Annotated in this window: 20 protein-coding genes; 13 read left to right on the forward strand and 7 right to left on the reverse strand. The window is 58.2% G+C overall.

From position 1 onward, the window contains the following. The first annotated feature begins 47 nt into the window (after nucleotides 1-47). Together AC1DCP_RS15695 and AC1DCP_RS15700 are read left to right on the forward strand one after the other, a co-directional pair. Nucleotides 48-1898, forward strand: coding sequence for a M3 family oligoendopeptidase (locus tag AC1DCP_RS15695; protein WP_476774418.1), 1851 nt, complete (start codon nucleotides 48-50; stop codon nucleotides 1896-1898). Between the two features lie 42 nt (nucleotides 1899-1940). Next, nucleotides 1941-2576, forward strand: coding sequence for an aminotransferase class IV family protein (locus tag AC1DCP_RS15700; RefSeq protein WP_174043229.1), 636 nt, complete (start codon nucleotides 1941-1943; stop codon nucleotides 2574-2576). Here AC1DCP_RS15700 and AC1DCP_RS15705 read toward each other — a convergent pair. Beyond that, nucleotides 2573-3481, reverse strand: a complete 909-nt coding sequence (locus tag AC1DCP_RS15705; protein ID WP_003511446.1) for a sensor domain-containing diguanylate cyclase — start codon at nucleotides 3479-3481, stop codon at nucleotides 2573-2575. The two genes, AC1DCP_RS15700 and AC1DCP_RS15705, sit on opposite strands and share 4 nt — an antisense overlap. A gap of 323 nt (nucleotides 3482-3804) precedes the next feature. Between AC1DCP_RS15705 and AC1DCP_RS15710 the strand changes: the two genes are divergently transcribed. The 6 genes from AC1DCP_RS15710 (at nucleotide 3805) to AC1DCP_RS15735 (ending at nucleotide 10892) form a co-directional block, all read left to right on the forward strand. Then, entirely contained in the window at nucleotides 3805-5250 is a 1446-nt protein-coding gene (locus AC1DCP_RS15710) for a homospermidine synthase (RefSeq protein ID WP_038494259.1), read from the forward strand. A gap of 148 nt (nucleotides 5251-5398) precedes the next feature. Continuing rightward, nucleotides 5399-5773, forward strand: coding sequence for an outer membrane lipoprotein Omp10 (gene omp10 / locus AC1DCP_RS15715; protein ID WP_038494261.1), 375 nt, complete (start codon nucleotides 5399-5401; stop codon nucleotides 5771-5773). 217 nt (nucleotides 5774-5990) lie between these two features. After that, a complete protein-coding gene (locus AC1DCP_RS15720) occupies nucleotides 5991-7922 on the forward strand; it encodes a 5'-nucleotidase C-terminal domain-containing protein (RefSeq protein WP_112682421.1) in 1932 nt (643 codons plus the stop codon). A gap of 355 nt (nucleotides 7923-8277) precedes the next feature. Continuing rightward, a complete protein-coding gene (hemH, locus tag AC1DCP_RS15725; protein ID WP_013761853.1) occupies nucleotides 8278-9312 on the forward strand; it encodes a ferrochelatase in 1035 nt (344 codons plus the stop codon). A 60-nt stretch (nucleotides 9313-9372) separates the two neighbouring features. After that, entirely contained in the window at nucleotides 9373-10422 is a 1050-nt protein-coding gene (locus tag AC1DCP_RS15730; protein WP_476774448.1) for an SPFH domain-containing protein, read from the forward strand. A gap of 2 nt (nucleotides 10423-10424) precedes the next feature. Further along, a complete protein-coding gene (locus tag AC1DCP_RS15735) occupies nucleotides 10425-10892 on the forward strand; it encodes an NfeD family protein (protein ID WP_013761855.1) in 468 nt (155 codons plus the stop codon). Nucleotides 10893-10895: 3 nt separating this feature from the next. Here AC1DCP_RS15735 and AC1DCP_RS15740 read toward each other — a convergent pair whose 3' ends face one another. Both AC1DCP_RS15740 and AC1DCP_RS15745 read right to left on the reverse strand, forming a co-directional pair. Next, nucleotides 10896-11891: a KpsF/GutQ family sugar-phosphate isomerase gene (locus AC1DCP_RS15740; RefSeq protein WP_065660458.1), complete on the reverse strand. Its 996-nt coding sequence runs from the start codon at nucleotides 11889-11891 to the stop codon at nucleotides 10896-10898. Nucleotides 11892-11951: 60 nt separating this feature from the next. Further along, nucleotides 11952-12317, reverse strand: coding sequence for a PAS domain-containing protein (locus tag AC1DCP_RS15745; RefSeq protein WP_476774449.1), 366 nt, complete (start codon nucleotides 12315-12317; stop codon nucleotides 11952-11954). A gap of 404 nt (nucleotides 12318-12721) precedes the next feature. Between AC1DCP_RS15745 and uppP the strand changes: the two genes are divergently transcribed. Beyond that, complete coding sequence (uppP, locus tag AC1DCP_RS15750; RefSeq protein ID WP_149916107.1) at nucleotides 12722-14200, forward strand: polysaccharide biosynthesis protein UppP; 1479 nt, start codon at nucleotides 12722-12724, stop codon at nucleotides 14198-14200. 59 nt (nucleotides 14201-14259) lie between these two features. On the opposite strand, the gene galU is transcribed toward uppP, so the two are convergent. After that, on the reverse strand, nucleotides 14260-15147 hold the full coding sequence (gene galU / locus AC1DCP_RS15755) for a UTP--glucose-1-phosphate uridylyltransferase GalU (RefSeq protein ID WP_003511458.1): 888 nt from the start codon (nucleotides 15145-15147) through the stop codon (nucleotides 14260-14262). 195 nt (nucleotides 15148-15342) lie between these two features. On the opposite strand from galU, the gene AC1DCP_RS15760 reads away from it, so the two are divergent. From AC1DCP_RS15760 to AC1DCP_RS15775, 4 genes are all read left to right on the forward strand, one after another. Further along, on the forward strand, nucleotides 15343-16566 hold the full coding sequence (locus AC1DCP_RS15760) for a lytic murein transglycosylase (RefSeq protein WP_003511460.1): 1224 nt from the start codon (nucleotides 15343-15345) through the stop codon (nucleotides 16564-16566). A gap of 64 nt (nucleotides 16567-16630) precedes the next feature. Further along, complete coding sequence (locus AC1DCP_RS15765; protein ID WP_111803500.1) at nucleotides 16631-17866, forward strand: SGNH/GDSL hydrolase family protein; 1236 nt, start codon at nucleotides 16631-16633, stop codon at nucleotides 17864-17866. Nucleotides 17867-18072: 206 nt separating this feature from the next. Beyond that, a complete protein-coding gene (locus AC1DCP_RS15770; protein WP_476774419.1) occupies nucleotides 18073-18747 on the forward strand; it encodes a response regulator transcription factor in 675 nt (224 codons plus the stop codon). Beyond that, entirely contained in the window at nucleotides 18744-20099 is a 1356-nt protein-coding gene (locus tag AC1DCP_RS15775; protein WP_476774420.1) for a sensor histidine kinase, read from the forward strand. The genes AC1DCP_RS15770 and AC1DCP_RS15775 overlap by 4 nt, the downstream gene beginning before the upstream one ends. 181 nt (nucleotides 20100-20280) lie before the next feature. Here the strand turns inward: AC1DCP_RS15775 and AC1DCP_RS15780 are convergent, their stop codons facing one another. From AC1DCP_RS15780 to gltB, 3 genes are read right to left on the reverse strand one after another with little or no spacing between them, the layout of a single operon-like run. Next, entirely contained in the window at nucleotides 20281-21735 is a 1455-nt protein-coding gene (locus AC1DCP_RS15780) for a glutamate synthase subunit beta (protein WP_476774421.1), read from the reverse strand. A gap of 15 nt (nucleotides 21736-21750) precedes the next feature. Further along, the gene (locus AC1DCP_RS15785; RefSeq protein ID WP_155846257.1) at nucleotides 21751-21909 is read right to left on the reverse strand and encodes a hypothetical protein; all 159 of its coding nucleotides are present in this window, start codon (nucleotides 21907-21909) and stop codon (nucleotides 21751-21753) included. Nucleotides 21910-21917: 8 nt separating this feature from the next. After that, nucleotides 21918-26663, reverse strand: coding sequence for a glutamate synthase large subunit (gene gltB / locus AC1DCP_RS15790; protein WP_038494278.1), 4746 nt, complete (start codon nucleotides 26661-26663; stop codon nucleotides 21918-21920). Nucleotides 26664-26750 lie beyond the last annotated feature (87 nt).

Below are 26750 nucleotides of genomic sequence, written 5' to 3' on the forward strand. Positions count from 1 at the left end.
ACAAAGGCCCCATATGCTGCGCAGGCATAACGACAAGGACGCGTTCGATGACCCTCAATCGCCCAACACCGCACCCCGTATTTTCGCTTGCCGAAACCTCCGGCCCTGCCCTTGGCGACCTGCCCGGCTGGAAACTCTCGGATCTCTATCCCTCGGGCGATTCGCCGGAATACAAGGGCGACATTGAGAAGGCGGCGACGCTGGCGGCGGCTTTCGAGGATAAATGGAAGGGCAAGCTTGAAGACGCTGCAAAGGCGACGGGCGCCAACGGCATCGGCGCTGCTCTCAAGGAATATGAAGCGCTGGACGATCTTATCGGCCGCATCGGCTCCTTTGCGGGGCTGACGTATTTTTCAGATACGTCCAGCCCGGCAAACGGCAAGCTTTACGGCGACGCCCAGGCGAAACTGACGGATATTTCCGCCCATCTGCTGTTCTTTACGCTTGAACTGAACCGCATCGACGACGCCGTAATGGATGCCTGCATGGCAAACGATGCCTTAGCTGGGCACTACAGGCCGTGGCTGGTGGATTTGCGCAAGGACAAGCCGCACCAGCTCGATGACCAGCTCGAACAGCTATTCCTCGAAAAATCGATGACGAGTGCCAGCGCCTTCAACCGCCTGTTCGACGAGACGATGGCCGACCTGCGCTTCGAGATAGACGGCGCAAGCCTTTCGCTGGAAGTAACGCTCAATATGCTTCAGGAGCCGGAGCCGGAAACTCGCAAGAAGGCAGCACAGGCGCTCAGCACCACTTTCACCAATAATCTGCGGGTCTTCACCCTCATCACCAACACACTGGCCAAGGACAAGGATATTTCCGACCGCTGGCGCAAGTTCGAAGACATCGCCGACAGCCGCCATCTGGCAAACCGTGTGGAGCGCGAGGTAGTCGACGCTCTGGCTGCCGCCGTGAAAAATGCCTATCCGCGCCTTTCGCATCGTTATTACGCCATGAAGGCGAAATGGCTCGGCATGGAACAGATGAACTACTGGGACCGCAACGCGCCGCTTCCCGATACATCGAATACGATCATTCCATGGGATGAGGCGAAGGACACCGTGCTGTCCGCCTATGGCGATTTTGCGCCGGAGATGGCCGATATCGCCCGCCGTTTCTTCGATGAGCAATGGATCGACGCCCCCGCCCGGCCCGGCAAGGCGCCGGGCGCCTTCGCGCATCCGACCGTGCCTTCGGCCCATCCTTATGTCCTCGTCAACTATCTCGGCAAACCGCGTGACGTGATGACGCTTGCCCATGAGCTTGGCCACGGCGTGCACCAGGTGCTGGCCGGCGACCAAGGCGCGCTGATGTGCGCGACGCCGCTGACGCTTGCCGAAACTGCCTCCGTTTTCGGAGAAATGCTGACCTTCCGCAAATTGCTTGACGACACGAAGGACGTCAGGGAACGCAAGGCCATGCTCGCCCGCAAGGTCGAGGACATGATCAACACGGTCGTGCGACAGATCGCGTTTTATGAATTCGAACGCAAGCTGCACACCGCCCGCAAGCAGGGTGAGTTGACCTCCGAACAGATCGGTGAATTGTGGCTTTCCATTCAGGCCGAGAGCCTCGGCCCGGCGATCAAGATTTCCGAAGGGTATGAGACCTGGTGGACCTACATCCCCCATTTCATCCACTCTCCCTTCTATGTTTATGCGTATGCCTTCGGTGATTGCCTGGTGAACTCGCTGTATGCCGTTTACCAGAAGGCCGAGACCGGCTTCCAGGAGAAATATTTCGAGCTTTTGAAAGCAGGCGGCACCAAGCACCATTCGGAACTTCTGAAACCATTCGGCCTCGATGCGACAGACCCTTCCTTCTGGGACAAGGGTCTTGCCATGATCGAAGGGCTGATCGACGAACTGGAAGCGCTTGACAGCAAACAGGCCTGATTGCCTCCGAAAAATACCGATGACAGGCGACGAGCAAAGGCAATGAAACGCAAACCCGCCGATCTGACCTTGAGAGAAACGCTGCGCTGGGAGCCGCAATCGGGCTTTCAGCGCATTGACCAGCATATGCGCCGGCTATTGCGCTCAGCCGATGCGCTCGGTTTCCGAGCACCGGTCAACGCGGTTCAGGTACTGGAGAAGAAGGTGGGCGGCGAAAGTCCGCTCTGCGTGAAGCTGGTCATGAACTACAAGGGTGAGCTCGATATCGAAACGGCCGACTTTCGGCCGTTGCAGGAGGGAACCGTCTGGCGGATCCGCATCGCGACGCAAACCAGGCTTGATTCCGCCGACACCTTCTATCGCCACAAATCATCGCGCCGGGAACCCTATGATGCCGCCCGCGCCGAATTTTCAGCCGGGGATGCAGACGAGGTTCTGCTGCTCAACGAGCGCGGCGAGTTGTGCGAGGGATCATCGACCAGCATCTTCGTCGAAATGCCGGACGGGCAATTGCTGACGCCGCCGCTCGACAGCGGTATTCTGCCGGGCGTCCTGCGTGCCGATCTCATCCGCCAGCGAAAGGCACGCGGGCAGGCATTGAAGCCGGAGGATATTGCCGGTCGACGGCTGTTCGTGGGAAATTCGCTGCATGGGCTGATCGCGGCGGAGCTGGTCTAAACCGTCACCGCCAAAAGCCGGTCGCGGCCCTTTTCCTTGGCAGCGTAAAGCGCCTGATCGGCGCGCATGAAAACATCGTCGGCACTTTCTGCCATCCGATAGGTCGTCATTCCAGCGGAACAGCTATAGGAAAAATCCGGAAACTCGGCCAGAGGTCTGGAAAGACGCACCTTTTGCAGTAGCCGCTCGACGATCTCCCGGCTCTCAACAACCGAACTGCGCGGCAAGATGAGCATGAATTCCTCACCGCCGATCCTGCCAAAACAATCCACCCGCCGGACGACGGAATGGGCGATCCCGACAAAATCGCGCAGCACCGCATCGCCGCATTTGTGGCCGAAACGATCGTTGATGTGCTTGAAAAAGTCGATGTCGAGCGTGCAAAGGCAAAAGGGCGCTTCAAGCCCCTTGCCGACCCGCTCCACCTGCAGCGCGAGTTTGGCGAAAACAAAACGCCGGTTCGCCGTTCCCGTCAATTCGTCGGTCTGCGAGGCGCGCACCGCCAGATCCCGGTCCTGCCGCAGGGTTCTGTAGCCCTGGCGCAATTCGGTGACATCGCTTGCGACACACAGCATCCAGCCATCCTGCTGCACCGTCTCCGTCATCCAGAACCAGCGGCCGTCATACATGTCCATCTCGAAGGCACGATACGGCAGCTTGCCGCGCCGGGACTGCGCTGACAAAAGCCAGCCCTCGAAATCGCTGTTTCTGACGACCACGCCGGTTCGCAGACGGTGGTTCAAGCGCATGATTTCCGCCCAGGTCGAAAAATCATCGTCGGCAAGCTGAAAGCTCTGCCGAAACGACGGGTTGGCATGCCGCAACCGGTCTTCGGAATCGTAAAGTGCAATAAGAACGGGGGTGGCGCTCTGAAGCGCTGCGACACGCTCGATAAGACTATTCAACAGGCAACACTCCTGTGATGACGAAAAGCCCCCTTTTCGTCATCTTGCAAAAGCCCCCAAGCCCTAGGACATATACACGAAAAGAAGAACTTGATTATAAACGTAGTCTCTAAAATGCGAAGGGGAAGAATGCGGTCGGAAGGTCTCGACTTCAATCTCGCCAGATCGCAACCGCGCAGAACGGGATCACCACACACCAACCCGTCACAACTTTCGCATCCCGGGCTTGCGCCACCGTCATATGTCCGTCATGCACCTGCCCTTTATTGTGGCACGCTTTTATGATCTAGCTTACTTATTGGCTTAAAAAGGAAAAATGACGAATGACGGACGCAAACCATCCGATTTACGGCGATATTGACGGCCCCATCATCATGATCGGCTTCGGCTCCATCGGGCGCGGCACTCTTCCGTTGATCGAACGTCATTTCAACTTCGACAAGACTAGGCTCGTCGTCATAGACCCGCGCGAGGATATCGCAGCGTATCTGGCCGAGAGAAATATTCGCCATATCCGTACGCATCTGACCAAAGAAAACTACAAGGAGGTGCTCAAGCCACTCCTTAAAGGGGTTCAGGGTCAGGGCTTCTGCGTCAATCTTTCGGTCGATGCCGCATCCGTCGATCTGATGAGGCTCTGCCGCAAACATGGCATGCTCTACATCGACACCGTAGTGGAGCCGTGGCCCGGCTTTTACTTCGATGCAGACGCCGACAATGCCTCCCGTACCAATTATTCGCTGCGTGAGACCATGCTGAAAGAAAAGGCTCGGAAACCGGGCGGCACAACGGCCGTTTCCACCTGCGGTGCAAATCCCGGCATGGTGTCCTGGTTCGTAAAACAGGCGCTGGTCAATCTCGCCAAGGATAGCGGTCTCGACATCGAAGAGCCCCAACCGCATGACCGGCAGGCATGGGCAAAGCTCATGCAGCAGCTCGGCGTCAAGGGCGTGCATGTGGCAGAGCGCGATACGCAGCGGGCAAAAAATCCCAAGCCATTCGGCGCATTCTGGAACACCTGGTCCGTCGAGGGTTTTATCGCCGAAGGTTTTCAGCCCGCCGAACTCGGCTGGGGAACGCATGAAAACTGGATGCCGAAAAACGCGAAAAAACAAAAAAAGGGCAGCAAGGCAGCGATCTATCTCGATCAACCCGGCGCCAATACGCGGGTACGGACATGGTGTCCCGGACAAGGGCCGCAATATGGATTTCTGGTCACCCACAACGAGGCGATCTCGATTTCCGACTATTTCACCGTCCGCAATGACGATGGCAATCTGATCTACCGGCCCACCTGTCACTATGCCTACCACCCCTGCAACGACGCCGTCCTTTCCCTGCACGAACTTTTCGGTAATGGCGGCACGCCGCAGCCGATCCAGCATGTGCTTGGCGAAGACGAGCTTGTCGATGGTGCCGACGAGCTGGGTGTTCTTCTCTACGGCCATGACAAAAATGCCTATTGGTATGGCTCGCGGCTAACCTTGCAGGAGGCACGGGCGCTCGCCCCCAGCCAGAACGCGACCGGATTGCAGGTCAGCTCCGCGGTACTGGCCGGAATGGTTTGGGCGCTTGAAAATCCGCAGGCCGGCATCGTCGAGGCGGATGAAATGGATTATCGCCGTTGCCTTGAGGTGCAGCGTCCCTATCTTGGACCGGTCGAAGGACATTACACGGACTGGACGCCGCTTGACGGTCGCCCGGGACTGTTTCCAGACAATATCGACACCTCGGATCCCTGGCAGTTCCGCAACATCCTCGTGCGCTGAGGGCATGGCGTCTCATATTTGTCACGCAGGTGTTTTCATGACGGATGTCAGGAACCCGGGAGAGCAAACAACGTTGCCTTGAAATAAATAACGCTTCACGGCATGGTCGAAACATCAGGGTTTCATCGAATCGCAGGAGAACAGGCTCATGAACTTCAAGACAAGCGCTGCTTTGCTTTGTGCCGCAATCGCGGTGTCTTCATGCGTTGCGCCGGGTCCCTCCCAGCAGACGTCGATGGCACCCTCGCTTGCCCGCGGCCCGGCCGTGGATGGCCGCTGGATCGACCGCAACGGCATCGTATCGACATTCCAGAACGGTGCTTTCTCCACCCGTTCGACCGATACCAACACGCTTCTGGCATCAGGCACCTATGTTACGATTTCGCCGACGCTCTATGAAATCAACATGACGTCGCTGGTGCGTAACACGCAATCGCGCGTCAACTGCGCGCTCGTCTCCCCGTCACAACTGAATTGCACGACAGACAGCAACAGCCAGTTCTCGCTGTCTCGTCAGGGCTGATAACACAGACTTTTCAATGGTATGAGCTTTTAAAACGCACGCCTCAAGCGTGCGTTTTGCTTTATTGCGCCACTGTCACAATTTCCGCTTGCGGCAGCTGCCGCTAAATGGAAACATCGCGCTTTGAAAGACTGACATACTTTCAGACTAGAGAATGAGCACGGCCTGATGATGATCGACCGGCCAGGGCTTCCGCTTTGAACAGGAGAGAGGGACCATGAAGAAAATTTTGAGACTGAGTATGCTGAGCGTTTCAGCGATAACGCTTTCAGCCGGAGCGGCTCTGGCCGATTACGAACTCAACATTCTTCACATTAACGATTTTCACTCCCGTATCGAATCGATCAATAAATTCGACTCGACCTGCTCAGCGGAAGAGGAAGGCAAAAACGAATGCTTTGGCGGCGCCGCGCGCCTCTTGACCGCAATCAACCAGACAAGGGACGCGCTCAAGGCTCAAGGCAAGAACGTTCTCCTGCTCAATGCCGGCGACAATTTTCAAGGTTCTCTGTTCTACACCACCTACAAGGGTACCGTTGAAGCCGAAGTGCTGAACGCCATGAAGTTCGACGCCATGACCGTCGGCAACCATGAATTCGATGATAGCGAAGACGGACTTGCGGGCTTCCTCGACAAGGTTCAGTTTCCGGTCGTGACCGCCAATGTGGTTGCCAGCGCCGCCTCGAAAATCGGCGATCGCGTCAAGCCGTCCATCGTCCTTGAAGTCGGCGGCCAGAAAATCGGCATTGTCGGCGCTGTCGCCAACGACACGGCGGAACTTGCGACCCCCGGCCCCAATATCACCATTGCGGAAGATGTCGCGAAAATCAGCGAACAGGTGCAGAAGCTGAAAGGCGAGGGTGTCAACAAGATCATTGCCCTGACCCATGTCGGATATCCACGCGACCTCGAATTCATCGCGAAAATCCCGGATGTGGACGTCGTTGTCGGCGGCCACTCGCATACATTGCTCTCCAACACCGACCAGAAGGCCGAAGGGCCTTATCCGACACTCGTCGACAATCCCGGCGGCTACAAGGTTCCGGTCGTTCAGGCAGGGCAATACAGCAAATATCTGGGTGACCTGCGCGTCGTCTTCGATGACAGCGGCGTGGTCAAGGAAAGCAAGGGCGATCCGATCCTGATCGATTCATCCTTCAAACCCGACGAAGCAACGCTCAAGCGTATCGATGAACTGAAAGCACCAATCGAGGCGCTCAAATCGAAGGTCGTCGGCACTTCGGAAGGCCCGATCGAAGGTGACCGCAAGGTTTGCCGCGTCAAAGAATGCTCCATGGGTAATCTGGTAGCGGATGCGACCCTTGCCCGCGTCAAGGATCAGGGCGTCACCATCGCTTTCGCAAATAGCGGTGGCCTGCGCTCCTCCATCGATAGCGGCGATGTCTCGATGGGCGAAGTCCTGACGGTTCTGCCGTTCCAGAACACGGTCGCGACTTTCCAGCTGAAGGGCGAGGATATTCGCGCTGCCCTCGAAAACGGCGTCAGCCAGATCGACGATGGCGCGGGTCGTTTCATGCAGGTTTCAGGCATGAAATATTCCTTCGACCGCTCCAAGCCGGCCGGCAGCCGCGTTACTGCGGTCGAGGTCAAGGAGGGCGACGCTTTCGTGCCTCTCGACCCGGCAAAGACCTACACTGTTGCGGCGAATAATTACGTTCGCACCGGCGGCGATGGCTTCAAGGTATTCGCGACCAAGGCGATCAACGCCTACGACTTCGGCCCCAACCTCGAAGAGGCTGTAGCTGCATATATTACGGCCAACAGCCCCTATAAGCCCTTCACGGACGGCCGCATCACCGAAGTGACGCCTGCCGGTTATGTAGCTCCGGCAAAGCCCGCTGCACCAGCGCCTGCCGCAACAGCACCGGCGGCAACTGCAACCGCTCCGGCCGCCACACCAGCCCCGGCTCCCTCAGCACCTGCCGCGACTGCACCTGCCACCACCACGCCGGCAGCGGCCGCGGCTGCCGCCAGCAAATATGTCGTCGCAAAGGGCGATTCGCTCTGGAAGATCGCGGCGGAGAAGTATGGCGACGGTGCCCTTTGGACCAGGATTGCCAAGGCAAACACGCTGAAGCAGCCGAACCATATCGAGATCGGCGAGGAACTGGAGGTTCCGGCTCAATAAGCCGCGAACACACAGACAGGGCAATTTGCCGCAGACGGGAAGCCGGCCTCGCACCATGAGGCCGGCTTCTTATTTTCCCTTTAAAAACAGATCATTACAGGCTGCGTTTTATCAAAAGACAATGCGTCCGTTACCGCACCTCGGAAATCACCTCCGCAGGTGGTTCAATCCTTACAAATTTCGTCTAGAACACGTGAACAAATTGACGGCACGAGCATATAGCTTGAGCATTTCCGGCAAAACCGCGTCACGGTTTGCGTCCGGCCATGTATAAAAACAAAAAATGGAGCGTTTCCGCCCTTTATCCCAAACGGAAACGTTCTCACGCAACCAGTACGAGTTCAGGGTGTCATTCATGACGACAGAATTATCCGCACTTCCCGTAGACCATCCCCGCGTAAGATTTGGCAAGGTCGGCGTTCTGCTTGTCAATCTTGGCACGCCGGATGGTACGGACTATTGGCCGATGCGCCGTTATCTGGCGGAATTTCTGAGCGACAAACGCGTGATCGAATGGTCGCGCCTCTACTGGTATCCGATCCTGTACGGCATCGTCCTCAACAAGCGCCCGCAGAAGGTCGGCAAGGCCTATGAGGCAATCTGGAACCGCGATCGCAACGAAAGCTATCTGCGCACCTATACCCGAAGCCAGGGCGAACTGATGGCACAGGCACTGAAGGATCTGCCCAATGTCGTCGTTGACTGGGCCATGCGCTACGGCCAGCCTTCCATCGCCTCGAAAATCGACGCGCTGAAGGAGCAGGGATGCGAGAAAATCCTGCTATTCCCGCTCTATCCGCAATATGCCGCATCGACCACGGCAACGGTGAATGACAAGGCTTTCGAACATCTGATGAAGCTGCGCTGGCAGCCCGCCATCCGGACCGTTCCGCCCTATCATGACGATCCTGCCTATATCGAGGGGCTTGCCGCCTCCGTCAAAAACCATCTGGCAACGCTGGACTGGGAACCGGAGATGCTGATCACCTCCTTCCACGGCATTCCGCAATCCTACTTCAGGAAGGGCGATCCCTATTATTGCCACTGCCAGAAGACCGCCCGTCTGCTGAAGGAAGCGCTGGGACGGACCGAGAAGAACTTCATGATCACCTTCCAGTCGCGTTTTGGGCCAGAAGAATGGCTGCAGCCCTATACCGACAAGACCATGGAAAAGCTGGCATCCGAGGGCATCAAACGCATCGCCGTCATGAACCCCGGTTTCGTATCGGATTGTCTTGAAACGCTGGAGGAAATTGCCGGTGAGGCCGGAGAAATCTTCCTGCATAATGGCGGCGAGAAATTCACCCACATCCCGTGTCTCAACGACAGCGTCGAGGGTATGACAGTTCTCGAAAAGGTTGTACGACAAGAGTTGCAAGGTTGGGTGTAATCTTGCCATAACGATGCGGGTGTAAGATCCCAAAAGGTTGTGGTGCTGGAGGAAGAAGTGATGATTGCATTGGGCGGTTTCGATATCGTCGTCATAGCGGCGGTTGTTTTGGTCATTCTGGTGCTCTTTGCCGGCATCAAGACCGTACCGCAGGGGCATCGCTACACGGTTGAACGGTTCGGGCGCTACACCCGCACACTCGAGCCGGGCCTCAACCTCATCGTGCCGTTCTTCGAAAGCATCGGTTCGAAGATGAATGTGATGGAGCAGGTTCTGCATATACCGACACAGGAAGTTATCACCCGCGATAATGCCAGTGTCTCGGCTGATGCTGTCACTTTCTATCAGGTCCTCAATGCCGCACAGGCCGCTTACCAGATCACCAATCTGGAAATGGCTATTGAAAACCTCACCATGACCAACATCCGCTCGGTAATGGGCTCGATGGATCTCGATGAGTTATTGTCGAACCGTGATGCCATCAACGATCGCCTCCTGCGCGTGGTGGACGAGGCGGTGGGACCGTGGGGTATCAAGGTCACGCGCATCGAGATCAAAGATATCGCGCCGCCGAAAGATCTCGTCGATTCCATGGCAAGACAGATGAAGGCAGAGCGTGAAAAACGCGCGCAGGTGCTGGAGGCCGAGGGCGCCCGCAATGCTCAGATTCTGCGCGCAGAGGGCGCAAAACAATCTGCCATTCTCGAGGCGGAAGGCCAGCGCGAAGCGGCGTTCCGCGATGCCGAGGCCCGCGAGCGTCTGGCCGAGGCCGAAGCCAACGCCACCCGTATGGTGTCGGAAGCCATCGCTGCCGGCAATGTCCACGCGATCAATTACTTCGTTGCCCAGAAATATACCGAAGCGCTCTCCAATATCGGCACCGCCAAAAACTCGAAAATCGTGTTGATGCCGATGGAGGCTTCTGCGTTGATCGGCTCGCTCGGCGGCATAGGGGCAATCGCCCGCGAGGTCTTCGGCGACAAGGGCGATGCACCAACCGCGCCCGCCGTCCCCGCATCTTCCCGCTCGGTGCCGCCGTCGCGGCCTTCGGCCCAGGCCATCAACGTGACAATTCCCGGTAATCCCTTCGGCTCTTCATCGGAGAAGTGACGATGCTGCAACGGCTTGCCACGGAACTGGGACCATGGAGCTGGTGGATTGCCGGCTTCATTCTGCTGGCTGCCGAGCTGGTCGCTCCGGGCGTGTTTCTGATCTGGATTGGCATTGCCGCGCTGGTGATCGGCGCTCTCTCCCTGCTGTTTTGGGATGCTGCATTCTGGGCGTGGCAATTGCAACTGGTGCTGTTTGCCGCCCTCTCCATCGCCTTCGCCCTGCTTGGCCGGAAATATTTCGGCAAAAACCGTGAGGCAAGCGACGAACCCTTCCTCAATCAACGGGAAGCCAGCCTTGTTGGCCGCACAGCGACCCTGCAGGAGCCGGTTGTCGAAGGACGCGGCCGCATAAGGCTGGACGATACCTGGTGGTCCGTTAACGGTGAGGACATGCCAGCCGGAACACGTGTCAGGATCGCAGCTGCGCGTGGCCGCACCCTGACAATAGAGCCACTCGACCGCCCATAGCGATCAGGCCACACCGATTCTCAACAGATCGTGGAAATGCACCAGCCCTATTGGTCGGTTATCGTCATCAACGACGATCAGCGCACCGATGTGGAATTTTTCCAGCGTCGCCAGAGCGCTGGTCGCCAGCACCGATTTTTTGACCGTTTTCGGAGTACGGGTCATGATGTCGTCCACCGTCAATTCCGCGAGGTTGCGCGACAGGTTGCGCGCCATATCGCCCTCGGTGACGATGCCACACAGACGGCCATCCTCGTCCAGAATACCGACGCAGCCGAAATGCTTGCGGGAAAGAACACTGACTGCTTCCGGCATCGAAGTTCCCTTGCCGACTAGCGGCACCCGGTCGCCGGTATGCATGATATCGCTGACCAGCGTAAGGCCCGCACCCAGTTTGCCGCCGGGGTGAAACACCTTGAAATCACCGGCAGTGAAATTGCGTGCTTCCAGAAGCGCAACGGCAAGGGCATCGCCAAGTGCCAGCTGCATCAATGTGGACGTGGTAGGCGCAAGTCCGAGCGGGCAGGCTTCCTGTTCATTTGGAACCAGAAGCACGATATCGGCTGCCTTCGCCAGCGATGCACTCTCCGAACAGGTAAGTGCAATCAGCGGGATGGAGAAACGGCGCGAATAGTTGATGATGCTACGCAGCTCTGAACTTTCACCGCCTTTGGAGATCGCCAGCACTACGTCATCACCGCCGATCATGCCCAGATCGCCGTGGTTGGCCTCTGCCGCATGCACGAAAAACGCAGGCGTTCCCGTGGAGGCGAAGGTGGCCGCGAGCTTGGCGCCTATGTGGCCGCTTTTACCGACACCGGTGATGATGAGGCGGCCACTAGACTGGCCGATCGTCTCGATCGCCTTGCAGAAAGGTTCGGAAAGCCCGTTCCTGAGGGCCTCTTCAAGAGCGGCAAGGCCAGCCCTCTCCATCGAAATCGTCCGCACGGCGGATTCAATCGCATTGTCTTCAACCAGTTTCACGGCTCTCGTAATCATGGCCGACTGTTACTATTTCAACTCGAATAAGTCCACTCTACAGCCGAAAATCGCCGCTCTTTAGTGGCGCAGGTTCGGCGGAGAAATCTCCTCCATCGTTCCCATCCGCTTGAAAGGGATGTTCTCTTCATCGACCAGATATCGCCCGACTGTCCTTATCCATGAGATAGAGCCGTCATCACGGCGCACGGCATATTCCTGATGGTAAAAGCTGGCGGCCTTAAGCGTCGTGAGCGCAGTTTCGATCACATGATTGCGATGGCCGATATCCACTTTTTCGAGCATCTGGAAAATGCTGATGCCCTGCATCGCCTGCCGCAAAGGAATGCCCAAGAGTTCAGCGCAGACTTCGTCTAGATAGAATCGGTCATTGGTAATATCCCAGCAATAAAAACCGACCTGCTTGATGTTCAAAACGGGATTCATGAAACGACGCTGTGACACAAAATAAAAATCAATTGGATTGCTAAAATAAAACGGATGAGTTCCACCCAATCATAGGGCGATTCCGTATCAAAATGAAACGTTTAAATCTGATCATATTCGAAATATTGGGCATCTCGGCAAATTTTCTTCAGTCGCGGTGCCGAAGCGGCCAGATCGAACGAGGAAGCCCCCCAGCTTTGCCGCAGCCACAGATGTGGTGAAATCCGGGAGGTCTTTATCAACTGTTAACCATAAAAATCCTATTGTTAAAGCGATATTAAAACTTGCGTCGCGTGTCTGGTCTCTTGGTCGTCCACTTCATCTGTCTGCCGCTCATTCGGCTTCAGGAAATGCTGAGACGAACTTTCGATCCAACATCGGCCAAATGCGCCGGGTGAAGAGGAATGATTGTGAAGGGCACCGCCACACGTCTGCCGACGTCGCGGAAAGCAGCAACCCTGCTGCTGCTTGCCTGTACGCTTCTCTACACCCCGGGAACTGTTTTCGCGCAAACAGCGGCCACGCGGCTGCCGGTCGCAGTTCCATCCGGCGATTCAACGCCGGCAGAGAACCCGACAACGACAACTGAAAACGAGGCAAGCACGGTGCGAGCAGCACCGCCACAGCAACTATGGCGCCCCTCGAATAATCCGGGCGACCCGATTTCCGAACAGCAGGAAGAAGCGGGCCAGCCTTATGCCGACGCGGAAAACCCATATGAGCCAACGGTAGACGGCGGTGAAAACCCGCAAAGAGCCACCGAACCCGGACAAACCCCCGGCATCCGGCTCGGTACATTCCTGCTGCGGCCCTCGATCAGCCAGACGATCAATACGGAAAAGCAGACGAACACCGGCGGCCCTTCCAGACGTAACTACCTGACGACGGGTATTCGCGGCACGCTAACCAGCGACTGGTCCCGCCATGCGCTGACTGTAACAGGCGATGGCGCCTGGGAGAAAAATTTCGGCAGCAAGAATGGTGAAGAGCCGAGGGCGCGGATAGAAGCCGATCTGCGCCTCGATCTCGGCGAAGAAACGACGGCTAATCTCAAGGCGGGTTACGAATTCAGTCGTGAAGGCACCACGGACCCCAACGCTTTGACCGGCGCTGCCGTGCAGGGCGGAGAACACCGTTTCACGACCGGCGCATCGATCCAACGGGATTTCGGCAAGCTGCGCGGGCTGGCGGCGCTCGATCTGTCGCGTACGGTCTACACGGATGCAAAGGGCATAAACGGCCAGCCGATCAGTCTTAGCGATCGCGACCAGAACGGCGCGAACCTGCGCGGCCGCATCGGCTACGAATTGTCACCGGCCCTGATCCCGTTCCTCGAATTGAACGCGGGAACGACCAAATATGACAGGCGCCTGGACAATACCGGTTACGCACGGTCCTCGAATTCCTACGGCGCCAAAATTGGAGCCGAGGTCGATCTTGGCGAGAAGACCCGCGGCGAGGCCGCCATCGGCTATCTACGCAAACAATATGACGACGACCGCATCGCTTCCATCGGCGCGCTGACACTGGACGGCGAACTGAACTGGTCGCCGCAGCGCGGCACCAACGTCAATCTTGGCCTGCGCACGACGATAGAGGATTTCGCCGGCGGACCACAGGGCGGCTGGATTTCCTATCGGCTGGATGCCGGGCTGACCCATGAATTGCGCAGCAATCTGGTCGCGCGGCTGACCGGGCAGATCGTGCACCGGACATTTCCCTCCTCCGATATCGAGGATGCCGTGGAATACACCGCAGGCGCTGGCTTGACCTGGGGGCTGAACCGCTATCTCGATCTGACGGCGGACGTCAGTTATCAGTGGACACCGATTTATGACAGCAACGAACTGCGCGTCGGCGCGGGTCTTGTCCTGAAACGATAACGTCGCCCCAAATAGAAATCCCGGCGCGAAGGCCGGGATCCCGTTGTCCAGTTGGTGAATTACTTCAGTCCGTCGATAAGAGCCTTGATCGGCTCCTCGATTGCGGGGCGGATGTCAGCGCGTTCGAGCGCGAAAGCGACGTTGGCAAGAATGAAACCATCCTTGGCGCCGCAATCGAACGTCTGCCCGCGGAAATGATAGCCAGCGAATTCCTGCGACTTGGCAAGCGTCAACATGCCGTCCGTCAGCTGGATTTCGTTGCCGGCGCCCCGTTCCTGATTTTCCAGAATGTCGAAAATCTCAGGCTGAAGGATGTAGCGACCGTTGATGTAGAAATTCGAAGGTGCCGTACCCTTAGCAGGCTTCTCGACCATTTCAGTGATCTTGAAACCCTCGCCCACGGCGTTACCCACGCCGACGATGCCGTATTTATGCGTCTGATCGGGAGCGCATTCCTGCACCGCGATGACGTTGCCGGCGGTCTGGTCATAAAGTTCGACCATGCCCTTGAGGCAGCTTTTCTGTGAGTGCATGATCATATCAGGCAGCAGCACGGCGAAAGGCTCGTCGCCGACGATATCACGCGCACACCAGACCGCATGGCCAAGACCAAGCGGCACCTGCTGACGCGTGAAGCTTGCCGTGCCCGCCTTGGGCAGAAGGCCGGCAAGCAATGTCAGCTCGGCATTCTTGTTGCGCTCGCGCAGCATTTGTTCGAGTTCAAATTGAATATCAAAATAATCTTCAATCACCGCCTTGCCGCGGCCGGTGACAAATACAAAATGCTCGATGCCCGCTTCCGCCGCCTCGTCGACGACGTATTGAATGACCGGCTTGTCAACGACAGTGAGCATTTCTTTCGGAACCGCCTTGGTTGCGGGCAGGAAACGCGTACCCAGACCTGCGACCGGAAATACGGCCTTCCGAATTTTCTTATGTTCTACCACATATCCCTCCTGAGAGATAAAACTTGATCACAATCCCCGCACAGTGTTGTTATTTCAAAAATAACAACGTTTTGTAAAGGGTGACGCTACCATCTATTAATGGTAAAGAATTTGTTGACATTCTTTTGTTATGCATGACGACGCCCGATGCGTTTTCGCAATCGAAATGATATTCGAGAGAACGAAAGACTGACGATGACAAAGATGATCCTTTCAAATGTCCGCAAATTCGGCTGCATGATGGTTGCAGGTCTGGCGATCTCGCTGGCCCCCGTCTCGGCCCGGGCCGATGCTGGGTTCAAGCAGTGGATCAACCAGTTCTACGCAACAGCCGCGAAAGAAGGCATTAGCAAGGCGACGTACCAGAAAGCCTTTGCTGGTGTCAGCGAGCCGGATCCGGATGCGCTGCGAAAGGCGACCTTCCAGCCGGAATTCACCACCCAGATCTGGGATTATCTCGATTCCCGCGTCAACCCCTATACGGTGCGCATCGGCCGCGAGATGAAGATGAAGCACGCGACGACGCTCAACTGGATCGAGCGTAACTTCAACGTCGACAAACATATTATTCTCGCCATCTGGTCGATGGAATCGAATTACGGCGCGGTTCTCGAAAAGCCGGAGCGCCTGCACAATATTCCGCAGGCACTGGCCACGCTCGCCTATTCCGACCCCAAACGCGCCAAGTTCGCGCGCACGCAATTGATCGCCGCACTCAAAATCCTGCAGGCAGGCGATGTCACGCCCAAGCAGCTTACGGGTTCCTGGGCGGGTGCGATGGGCCATACCCAGTTCATTCCGACCAGCTACCTGCTCTATGCTGTCGATGCGGACGGCAACGGTAAGCGCGACATCTGGCACTCGGTTCCGGACGCGCTGGCGACGGCCGCCAATCTACTCGCCAAGAACGGCTGGGAACCCGGCCGGACCTGGGGTTACGAAACAGCCGTGCCGCGTGGCGGCGCCCGTTATGAGGGGCAGACGAAGTCCATTGCGGAATGGACCAAGCTTGGCTTTGCCCGCCCGAACGGCAAGAATTTCACCCGCGGCTCCGATCGCGCCATGCTGAAACTGCAGGGTGGGGCAAATGGTCCAGGTTTCCTGATGATGAAAAACTTCTTCACCATCAAGAAATACAACGCATCCGACAGCTATGCGCTGGCCGTTGGCCTGCTTGCTGACGAGATCGCCGGTTATGGCGGCATGCAGCAGAAATGGCCGCGTCCGGACGGCACTCTGGATATTCGTGAAAAATTCGAACTCCAGACCCGCATGAAAGAACTTGGCTATTACGATGGCGAAGTCGATGGCAATTTCGGCTCCGGCTCGAAGGCGGCGATTAGCGCCATCCAGTCGCGCATGGGTCTGGAAACCGACGGTCAGCCGTCGCAGCGATTGCTGAGAGCACTGCGGAATTGATAATATGCCGGTGAATTCGGCGGCGGTCTTCAACGCCGCCGAAGCATCCGGAAGGATCGATGTCATGAGTAGGAAACCTGCGGCGAAAAGCACAAGTACGGGCTGGCGCATCTGCGCCATCATTCTTTGTGCTGTCTTGTGCACGCCGCTTGTCCCTTCGCAAACCTTCGCCCAGGAACAGCGACGCACCCTTTTCGAAATGCTGTTTGGCCGGCCCGTGGGCCGGGAGGACACGCCCGGCCGCGAATACCAGCCCCGCAGTCGCCGGGATTTCCCGGCTGCGCCGCGTGAAAAATCAGTCACCCGCCCGCAACCCGCAAGAAAAGCGCCTTCGGTGGTTCAGATGCGAACCATAAAACCGGAGCCGACCGCCAAGCTTGAAAATGCCAGGCGTGTTCTGGTCGTCGGTGATTTTCTGGCCGGTGGCATGGGGGAAGAATTGGTCAATGCCTTCGCCAGCTCTCCGGGAATCTCGGTCGATGTGCGCGCGAATGGTTCTTCGGGCCTCGTACGCACGGATTATTACGACTGGTTCGCCAATCTGCCGCAGTTCATAACCGAAACAAATCCTGCCACCATCGTCATCATGATGGGATCGAACGATCGCCAGCAGATGCAGATCGGCGATACCAGGGAAAAATTTGGCACCGATGTCTGGTTCAAGGAATATGAGCGGCGGATCGATGAACTTCTGACCCTTGCCGGCCGGCCGAAGGTACCGCTGCTGTGGGTTGGCCTGCCGGCCTTCCAGTCAACCTCACTCTCGGCCGATCTCGTCGGCTTCAACCGGCTTTATCGCAGCCATATCGAAAAATACGGCGGCGAATTCGTCGATGTCTGGGACGGCTTTGTCGACGAGGCCGGTAAATTTGTCATCACCGGCTACGACATGAACGGCCAGCAGGCCCGTCTGCGTGAGGCAGATGGCGTCGGCATGACGCAGGCCGGCAAACGCAAGCTTGCTTTTTACGTCGAGAAATTCGTGCGCAGGCACCTCGACAGCGCCGGACCGGACCTCGTGAAACTGGACGGCAGCAATTTGCCTGCACTCACCTCCCTGCCCGCGCTTGGCATCGACGCGGGACAGGTGCGCACCCAGCCGATCAGCCTGACCGATCCGAACCTCGATGGCGGTGACAAGCTGCTTGGCGATGTCCCTTCGACGGCCGTATCGACACGTGTCTCGGTGGTGGAATCGCCACGCGAACGGCTGACCAAGCGGGGCGAGATGGCCGATGCACCGGCGGGTCGTATCGATGACTACCGGATTGTCCCGGATACTGCTCAGGCCAGACAGTAGCCACTTCTCCGCCGTCGCTACGGCTCGAACCGGCGTAATGTTGAGGCAACCCGGCAATGGCAGGATAAATTCAGCTTTGCAGCAAATGCGGGGTCGGCCAATTGCCCTCCCCTGCCCGCGTCTTACTGCACGGTGATATTTATCCGATGCCCCCGCGCCCCTTCCTCTCCGGGAAGGCGTACGCTAGACACTGCCGAGAACAATTCATGCGCCTGCTGCTTGTTGAAGACGAACGCGAAATGGCAGCAGCCCTTTCCGCCGCCCTGCACCGGTTCGATATCATCGTGGACAATGTCGGCACGCTCGATCTTGCCCGGCATGCGATCATGGACGGTGTTCACGATCTTGTCGTACTCGACCGGCAATTGCCCGATGGCGATGGCATCCAGCTTATAGAAGATCTGCGTCTGCTGCCCGTCACACCGCCCGTCATCGTGCTGACAGCGCAAGGCACGCTTGCGGATCGGGTAAACGGCCTGAACCTTGGTGCGGACGATTATCTGGCCAAGCCCTTCGCTGTCGAGGAACTCCTTGCGCGCATCCGCGCCCTGATGCGCCGGCCAGCCGGCAGCGTGACGATGACGGCGAAGCTGGGCAAGCTGGAGTTTTGCTTCGAAACCCGCGAAGTCCGCATCAAGGGAGAGTTTATTTCCCTGACCAGACGCGAATTGCTGATCCTTGAAGCCCTGTTGCGTCGGCAGGGCAGAACGGTGCTGCGATCGGTACTGGAAGAGGCGGTTTATAATTTCGACGATGAAATCCAGTCGAATGCGCTTGATTCCCATATCTCCCGTCTGCGCCGCAAATTGCAGGCAGCGGATGCGGGTCTGGAGGTTCACGGTATTCGCGGCGTCGGTTATCTGCTGAGGGCGGCCTCATGAAATCGGCCGGAAGGAAATCGCTCAAGCGCCGCCTGACCATTCAATTGCTGCTTTTCCAGATCGGCAGCCTTTTCATCGTCACTGCCGCCTTCGTCGCTTACCTGTCCAGCGGCGCCTCTGGCAGCGCCCTTCTCAGCCCGGCAGCGGCCCAGATTACAGCCAATGCCATCATGCGTGACAAGGATGGCCGGCTGATGCTTGACGAAACAAATGAATTTGTCGAGCTGCGCGACAGCATGCCCGGTTTCTGGTTCGTTGCAGTCAGCGAGAAAGGTGAGATCGTGCAGGGTGGGCCGGTGCCTGAGGCCTTTAGCAACATGGATCAACAGCTTAGCGACGTCAAAGTGTCGGACGTACGCGATGCGGCATTGTCCTACTCCTATCTTGCTGTCTTGCGAATCGCCGTCGTGCGTCGTGCATCGGGACCGGCGGGCGAATTCGTTATGGTCGGCAAGGGCGGAGCCTTCAGTATGGCATTCCCGGTCCTGCTGTTCTCCAACATACTGATCATGCCGATCCTCCTTATCATGTCCATTGTGACAATCGTGACCATTCCATGGATCATTCGTCGGGAATTTTTCGCACTTTCCGCTATTGCGCGAACGGCGGAAAGCATCGACATCGACAAGCGCGGATATCGATTGCCGGATGGCGATATTCCATGGGAGGTGCAGCCGCTCGTGCATGCCGTCAACGGCGCGCTGAAACGGCTGGACGATGGTTACGAGCGGCACAAGCGCTTCATTCTCGACGCCGCCCATGAATTGCGGACCCCTGTCGCCATTCTCCAGACCCGTGTCGAAACGTTGCTGGACGGACCGGACCGGAGCCGGATATTAGCCGATGCCAGCCGTATCGCCGTGCTTGCCGAACAGTTGCTCGATCTGCAACGACTTGGCGGGCAAAAGGCGCCGCTTATTCCACAAGATCTTGTTGGCCTCTGCCGGTCTGTCGTCGCTGATATGGCGCCGCTTGCAATCTCTCAAGGCTACGAACTTTCGTTCGAGCCGGACGAAGAGCCGATCCTCGCCCTTGCCGATGACGCCTCGTTGCAACGCGCCCTGATGAACGTCGTGCAAAACGCCATCGAACATGGCGGCAATCGCGGAACGATCACCATAAAAGTGGGGGCCAACCGCGTGATCGACATATCCGACCAAGGCAACGGAATTCCCGAAGAGGACCGGGAAGCCGTGTTTGACGCATTTCACCGGTTGATACCGAAGGATCGCGGTACCGGGCTCGGTCTCAACCTCGTGCAGGAAATCGTCCGCTACCATGGAGGGGAGATCACCATCAGTGATTCCCCATCCGGCGGCGCTTCCTTCCGTATCAGCCTTCCCTATTGCTGACACGAACCCCGTTTTCGGACACCACGTAATGTAATTGCAATTCTCAGGCACGATATGTTGCCGTCCCCCTGAATGCGACACCTCCATCGCGTTTCGGTTCTCCAGTCAAACGAAAGGCCTGTTGTGAAACACAACAGGCCTTTTTGTTTTCGTTACGACGGCTTGCGCCGCGTCAACTCGCTCAGCGCGGAAGGACGGTTGCGCCCATCAGCTCTTCGTCGATAGCACGTGCCGCCTGACGGCCTTCGCGGATTGCCCAGACCACCAGCGACTGGCCACGGCGAACGTCGCCTGCCGCCCACAGCTTGTCGACCGAGGTCTTGTAGTCCGTTTCGTTGGCGATCACGTTGGTGGAGCCGCGACGATCGGTGTTGAGCGACAGCTTGCCATCCATTTCCTTCAGCACGCTATCGGTGAAAGGACCGGAAAAACCGATGGCGATGAAGGCAAGATCAGCCTTGATGATGAATTCCGTACCGGCAATGGGCTTGCGCCGGTCGTCCACCTGACAGCACTTCACACCCGTCAAAACGCCGTCTTCACCGACGAATTCAAGCGTGGCCACCTGGAACTCGCGAACGGCGCCTTCTGCCTGCGAAGAAGAGGTGCGCATTTTCGTTGCCCAGAAGGGCCATACGGCAAGCTTGTCTTCCTTTTCCGGCGGCATCGGGCGGATATCGAGCTGGGTGACTTTAACCGCACCCTGACGGAAGGCCGTGCCGACGCAGTCAGACGCCGTATCGCCACCGCCGACGACGACGACATGCTTGCCGCCGGCGAGGATCGGATCGGCCGGCCAGCCGATGCTGTCGATGTTTTCGCGGCCAACGCGGCGGTTCTGCTGCACGAGATAGGGCATGGCGTCATAAACGCCATTGAAATCGGCGCCACCGATGCCGGCCGTGCGCGGGGTTTCCGAACCGCCGCAATAAAGAACCGCATCGTGATCAGCCAGAAGCGCTTCGACCGTTACATCCACGCCGACGTTGACGCCGCAATGGAAGGTAACACCTTCACCCTTGATCTGCTCGACACGGCGGTCGATGAAGTTCTTCTCCATCTTGAAATCCGGAATACCGTAACGCAGCAAACCGCCGGGCTTCGATTCACGCTCGTAAACGTGGACCTCATGACCGGCGCGGCCAAGCTGCTGCGCTGCCGCCATGCCGGAAGGACCGGAACCGATGATGGCGACCTTCTTGCCGGTGTGGATCGTCGCCGGCTTCGGCACGATAAAGCCCAGCTCGTAGGCCTTGTCGGCAATCGCCTGCTCGACGGTCTTGATGGCGACCGGCGCATCCTCGAGGTTCAGCGTGCAGGCTTCCTCGCAGGGTGCCGGACAGACGCGGCCGGTGAATTCCGGGAAGTTGTTGGTGGAATGGAGGTTGCGGATCGCCTCTTCCCAATTGTTGTTATAAACCAGATCGTTCCAGTCGGGGATCTGGTTGTGCACGGGACAGCCCGTCGGGCCGTGACAGTAGGGAATGCCGCAATCCATGCAGCGCGCCGCCTGCTTCTGCACCTCGGCATCCGACATCGGAATGGTGAATTCGCGGAAATGGCGGATACGGTCCGATGCGGGCTGATACTTGCCCACCTGCCGGTCGATCTCAAGAAAACCTGTAACCTTGCCCACGTTTATGTCCTCACATCAAAGCGGAGCGCCTGTCGGGCCCCAGTACCAGTAAGCGAAACCGAAAGCCGCCCCCAATACGATGAATTCAAATCCGGTCTCGCCGCTTGTCCAATAGATCACCATGGGAACGGCGACCGCGATCATCAGCGAGACCAGTTGGTGTAGTATCCTCACGCGGCGGATTATTCCGCCGCGACGCCCATGCGCATGCGCTCCATTTCCTCAAGCGCACGACGGTATTCGACCGGCATGACCTTGCGGAATTTCGGACGGAACTCGCTCCAGCGGTCGAGTATATCCTTGGCGCGTGCAGAGTTGGTGTAGTGGAAGTGATTGGAAATCAGCTGGTAGAGCCGCTCCTCGTCGTGCCGCGTCATGTCCTCGGAGACGTCAACGCGTCCCTTGTGCATGAGGTCGCCACCGTGATGGTGCAGCTTCTCGAGCATGTCGTCCTCTTCCGGAACCGGCTCCAGCTCGACCATGGCCATGTTGCAGCGGGTGGCGAAATCGCCCTTCTCGTCGAGAACGTAAGCCACGCCACCGGACATGCCGGCCGCGAAGTTGCGGCCCGTCTCGCCGAGCACCACGACAATACCGCCCGTCATATATTCGCAACCGTGGTCGCCGACACCTTCGACAACCGCGACCGCGCCGGAGTTGCGCACTGCAAAGCGCTCACCCGCAACACCGCGGAAATAGCACTCGCCGGTGATGGCGCCGTAAAGAACGGTGTTGCCGACAATGATCGAGTTTTCCGCGACGATACGGGTGTTTTCCGGCGGGCGCACGATAATGCGGCCACCCGAAAGACCCTTGCCGACATAGTCATTGCCGTCACCCACCAGATCGAAGGTGATGCCGCGAGCGAGAAACGCGCCGAAGGACTGACCGGCCGTGCCGCGCAGCGTCACGTGGATCGTATCGTCCTTCAGACCCTTATGGCCCCAGCGCTTGGCAAGCGCGCCTGACAGCATGGCACCGGCGGAACGGTCGACGTTCTTGATCGGCACTTCGAAAACGACAGGCTCGCGGTTTTCCAGCGACGGTAGCGACTTCTCGATCAGCTTGCGATCGAGAATATCGTCGATCGGGTGCTTCTGACGCTCGGTCCAGAAGGTTGCCTCCTTGGGAGCCTCTACCTTGTGGAAGATGCGGCTGAAATCCAGACCCTTGGCCTTCCAGTGCGCCAGCATCTCATCCTTTTCGAGGAGTTCGGAAGCGCCGATGATCTCGTCCAGCTTGGTAACGCCAAGCGAGGCGAGGATTTCGCGCACTTCTTCAGCCACGAAGAAGAAGTAGTTGATGACGTGTTCCGGCGTGCCCTTGAAGCGCTTGCGCAGAACCGGGTCCTGCGTTGCGACGCCGACGGGGCAGGTGTTCAGATGGCACTTGCGCATCATGATGCAGCCCGCAGCAATCAGCGGCGCGGTGGCAAAGCCGAATTCATCCGCACCAAGCAGCGCGCCGATGATGACGTCGCGGCCGGTCTTCAGACCACCATCCACCTGCAGCGCGATGCGCGAACGAAGGCCGTTCAGCACCAGCGTCTGCTGGGTTTCAGCAAGGCCGATTTCCCAGGGCGAACCGGCATGCTTCAGCGACGTCAGCGGCGAAGCACCGGTGCCGCCATCGAAACCGGCGATGGTGATATGGTCGGCGCGCGCCTTGGCGACACCCGCCGCAACTGTGCCAACGCCCACTTCCGACACCAGCTTCACAGAAACATCTGCTTCCGGGTTGACGTTCTTCAGGTCGTAGATCAGCTGCGCCAGATCTTCGATGGAGTAGATATCGTGGTGCGGCGGCGGCGAAATGAGGCCGACTCCCGGCGTGGAGTGACGGGTCTTTGCAACCGTGGCATCCACCTTGTGGCCGGGCAGCTGGCCGCCTTCGCCGGGCTTGGCACCCTGCGCGACCTTGATCTGCAACATGTCGGCATTGACGAGATATTCCGTCGTCACACCAAAGCGGCCGGATGCGATCTGCTTGATGGCGGAACGTTCGGGGTTCGGCTTGCCGTTCAGAAGCGGCATGTAACGGTCGGATTCTTCGCCGCCTTCGCCGGTGTTGGACTTGCCGCCGATGCGGTTCATCGCAATCGCAAGCGTCGTATGCGCCTCGCGACTGATCGAGCCGAAGGACATGGCACCCGTCGAGAAGCGCTTGACGATATCGACCGCCGGTTCGACGTCGTCGATGGAAACCGGCTTGCGGCCGAGCGCTTCCGCCGATTTGACCTTGAACAGGCCGCGAATGGTGTTCATGCGCAGCGCCGTCTCATTCACCATGGCGGCAAATTCACGGTAGCGCTCCTGGCTGTTGCCGCGCACGGCGTGTTGCAGCGAGGCGACGGCATCCGGCGTCCAGGCGTGGCTTTCGCCGCGCATGCGATAGGCATATTCGCCGCCGATATCGAGCGTGTTGGCAAGGATCGGATCCTTGCCGAAAGCCGCCGTGTGGCGCGTTACGGTTTCTTCGGCGATCTCGGTCAGACCCACGCCCTCGATGGAGGTGGCGGTGCCGAAGAAATACTTCTCGACGAATTCCGACGACAGGCCGATGGCGTCGAAAATCTGCGCGCCGCAATAGGACTGGTAGGTGGAAATGCCCATCTTGGACATGACCTTGAGGATGCCCTTACCCACTGCCTTAATGTAGCGATAGACGACTTCGTCGTCCGACACTTCCTTCGGGAAGGCGCCGTGCTTGTGCATGTCGAGCAGCGTGTCGAAGGCGAGGTAGGGGTTGATCGCCTCCGCGCCATAGCCAGCGAGCAGACAGAAATGATGGATTTCGCGCGGTTCGCCGGTTTCAACGACGAGGCCGACCGAAGTGCGCAGACCCTTGCGGATCAGGTGGTGATGCACGGCAGCCGTCGCCAGCAGCGCGGGGATCGCAATCCGGTCCGGGCCAAGCTGGCGGTCGGACAGAACGATGATGTTGTAACCACCGCGAACAGCGGATTCAGCCCGCTCGCACAGGCGGTCGAGCATATCAGGCATGCCTTCGGCGCCGCGCTCCACATCATAGGTAAAGTCGAGCGTCTTGGTATCGAAACGGTCTTCGGTGTGGCCGATGGAGCGGATCTTTTCCAGATCGCCATTGGTGAGGATCGGCTGGCGCACTTCCAGACGCTTGGCACGGGCCGCACCCTCGTGATCGAGAAGGTTCGGGCGTGGGCCAATGAACGAAACGAGGCTCATCACCAGTTCTTCGCGGATCGGATCGATCGGCGGGTTGGTGACCTGCGCGAAGTTCTGCTTGAAATAGGTGTAAAGCAGCTTGGACTTGTCCGACATCGCCGAAATCGGCGTATCGGTACCCATCGAGCCGATGGCTTCCTGGCCCGTTGTTGCCATCGGCGACATCAGGAGCTTGGTATCTTCGCTGGTGTAACCGAAGGCCTGCTGGCGATCGAGCAACGACACGTCACGCCGCAGCGCCCGCGGCTCCACCGGCTTCAGATCCTCAAGAATGAGCTGGGTACGGTCTAGCCAGGTGCGATAGGGGTGCTTGGCAGCAAGCTCGTGCTTCACATCCTCGTCGGAAATGATCGAGCCCTTTTCCATGTCGATCAGCAGCATCTTGCCGGGCTGCAAACGCCACTTCTTGATGATGCGTTCTTCCGGAACCGGCAGCGTGCCGGCTTCGGATGCCATGATGACGCGGTCGTCGTCGGTGACGAGATAGCGCGCCGGACGCAGACCGTTACGGTCGAGGGTTGCGCCGATCTGCTTGCCATCGGTGAAGGCAACGGCGGCCGGGCCGTCCCACGGCTCCATAAGCGCGGCATGATATTCGTAGAAAGCCTTGCGTTCAGCCGACATGGACAGGTTGCCCGACCAGGCTTCCGGGATCAGCATCATCACGGCGTGGGCCATGGAGTAACCGCCGCGCACGAGGAATTCGAGCGCGTTGTCGAAGCAGGCGGTGTCCGACTGGCCTTCATAGGAAATCGGCCAGAGCTTGGAGATATCGTCACCGAACAGCGCCGACGAAACAGACGCCTGACGCGCCGCCATCCAGTTGACGTTGCCGCGCAGCGTGTTGATCTCGCCGTTATGGGCGACCATGCGATAGGGATGCGCGAGCTTCCAGGACGGGAAGGTGTTGGTGGAGAAACGCTGGTGCACCAGCGCAACCGCGGATTCGAAACGCGGGTCCGCCAGATCCTTGTAATAGGCCCCAACCTGATAGGCGAGGAACATGCCCTTGTAGACGATGGTGGAGGAGGACAGCGAGACGGGATAGAAATCCTGCGTTTCCTTACCGCCGCCCTCGTCGTAGATGCGGTTGGAGAGAACCTTGCGGATCAGGAACAGCTTGCGCTCGAAGTCATGATTGGTCGCGGCATCGCGGCCGGCGCCGATGAAAACCTGAACATGGTGCGGTTCGGTGCCAGCGATATCGGGTGCCTTGGAAAGGGAAGAATTATCGACTGGCACGTCGCGGAAGCCGAGGAACTGCTGTCCCTCCTCGCCGATCACGTCGACAATGACCTTCTTGTAGTGATCGATACGGGACGGATCGCGCGGCATGAAGATGTGGCCAACGGCATATTCGCCAGCTTTCGGCAGCGTCACACCCTGGCTCGCCATTTCCTCGCGGAAAAAGCGGTCGGGGATCTGCACGAGAATGCCCGCACCATCGCCCATCAGCGGATCAGCGCCGACAGCACCGCGATGCGTCAGGTTTTCAAGAATGAACAGGCCGTCCTTGACGATCTGGTGGGATTTCTGACCCTTCATATGGGCAACAAAGCCGACGCCGCAGGCATCGTGCTCATTGCGCGGATCGTAAAGACCCTGCTTTTCCGGCAGGCCGCCCGCGAAACGCCCCTTCGCAGAAACGGGTGCGGCCGCAGCCGCGGTGGGACAGTCTGTGGTCAGGGTTGCGGCGACGTTGTCTGCCTGCAGCTTGTTTGTCATTTTCGTCCCTCCTGCAAAATTACTTGCATGGTTTCATGCGAAGATCCGGCTCGACACGAATTTCGCTTTCCGAAAAATCCGCATTCA

The organism is Agrobacterium sp. 10T429 (assembly GCF_056393925.1).

What these genes read in the sequence shown, in the direction of transcription:
- AC1DCP_RS15745 (WP_476774449.1), bottom strand. Translation starts at nt 12,317, where the DNA reads ATGAATCCCGTTTTGAACATCAAGCAGGTCGGTTTTTATTGCTGGGAT.
- uppP (WP_149916107.1), top strand. Translation starts at nt 12,722, where the DNA reads ATGATTGTGAAGGGCACCGCCACACGTCTGCCGACGTCGCGGAAAGCA.
- hemH (WP_013761853.1), top strand. Translation starts at nt 8,278, where the DNA reads ATGACGACAGAATTATCCGCACTTCCCGTAGACCATCCCCGCGTAAGA.
- AC1DCP_RS15710 (WP_038494259.1), top strand. Translation starts at nt 3,805, where the DNA reads ATGACGGACGCAAACCATCCGATTTACGGCGATATTGACGGCCCCATC.
- AC1DCP_RS15740 (WP_065660458.1), bottom strand. Translation starts at nt 11,891, where the DNA reads ATGATTACGAGAGCCGTGAAACTGGTTGAAGACAATGCGATTGAATCC.
- AC1DCP_RS15775 (WP_476774420.1), top strand. Translation starts at nt 18,744, where the DNA reads ATGAAATCGGCCGGAAGGAAATCGCTCAAGCGCCGCCTGACCATTCAA.
- AC1DCP_RS15730 (WP_476774448.1), top strand. Translation starts at nt 9,373, where the DNA reads ATGATTGCATTGGGCGGTTTCGATATCGTCGTCATAGCGGCGGTTGTT.
- AC1DCP_RS15700 (WP_174043229.1), top strand. Translation starts at nt 1,941, where the DNA reads ATGAAACGCAAACCCGCCGATCTGACCTTGAGAGAAACGCTGCGCTGG.
- AC1DCP_RS15770 (WP_476774419.1), top strand. Translation starts at nt 18,073, where the DNA reads ATGCGCCTGCTGCTTGTTGAAGACGAACGCGAAATGGCAGCAGCCCTT.
- gltB (WP_038494278.1), bottom strand. Translation starts at nt 26,663, where the DNA reads ATGACAAACAAGCTGCAGGCAGACAACGTCGCCGCAACCCTGACCACA.
- AC1DCP_RS15760 (WP_003511460.1), top strand. Translation starts at nt 15,343, where the DNA reads ATGACAAAGATGATCCTTTCAAATGTCCGCAAATTCGGCTGCATGATG.
- AC1DCP_RS15765 (WP_111803500.1), top strand. Translation starts at nt 16,631, where the DNA reads ATGAGTAGGAAACCTGCGGCGAAAAGCACAAGTACGGGCTGGCGCATC.
- AC1DCP_RS15735 (WP_013761855.1), top strand. Translation starts at nt 10,425, where the DNA reads ATGCTGCAACGGCTTGCCACGGAACTGGGACCATGGAGCTGGTGGATT.
- omp10 (WP_038494261.1), top strand. Translation starts at nt 5,399, where the DNA reads ATGAACTTCAAGACAAGCGCTGCTTTGCTTTGTGCCGCAATCGCGGTG.
- AC1DCP_RS15695 (WP_476774418.1), top strand. Translation starts at nt 48, where the DNA reads ATGACCCTCAATCGCCCAACACCGCACCCCGTATTTTCGCTTGCCGAA.
- AC1DCP_RS15720 (WP_112682421.1), top strand. Translation starts at nt 5,991, where the DNA reads ATGAAGAAAATTTTGAGACTGAGTATGCTGAGCGTTTCAGCGATAACG.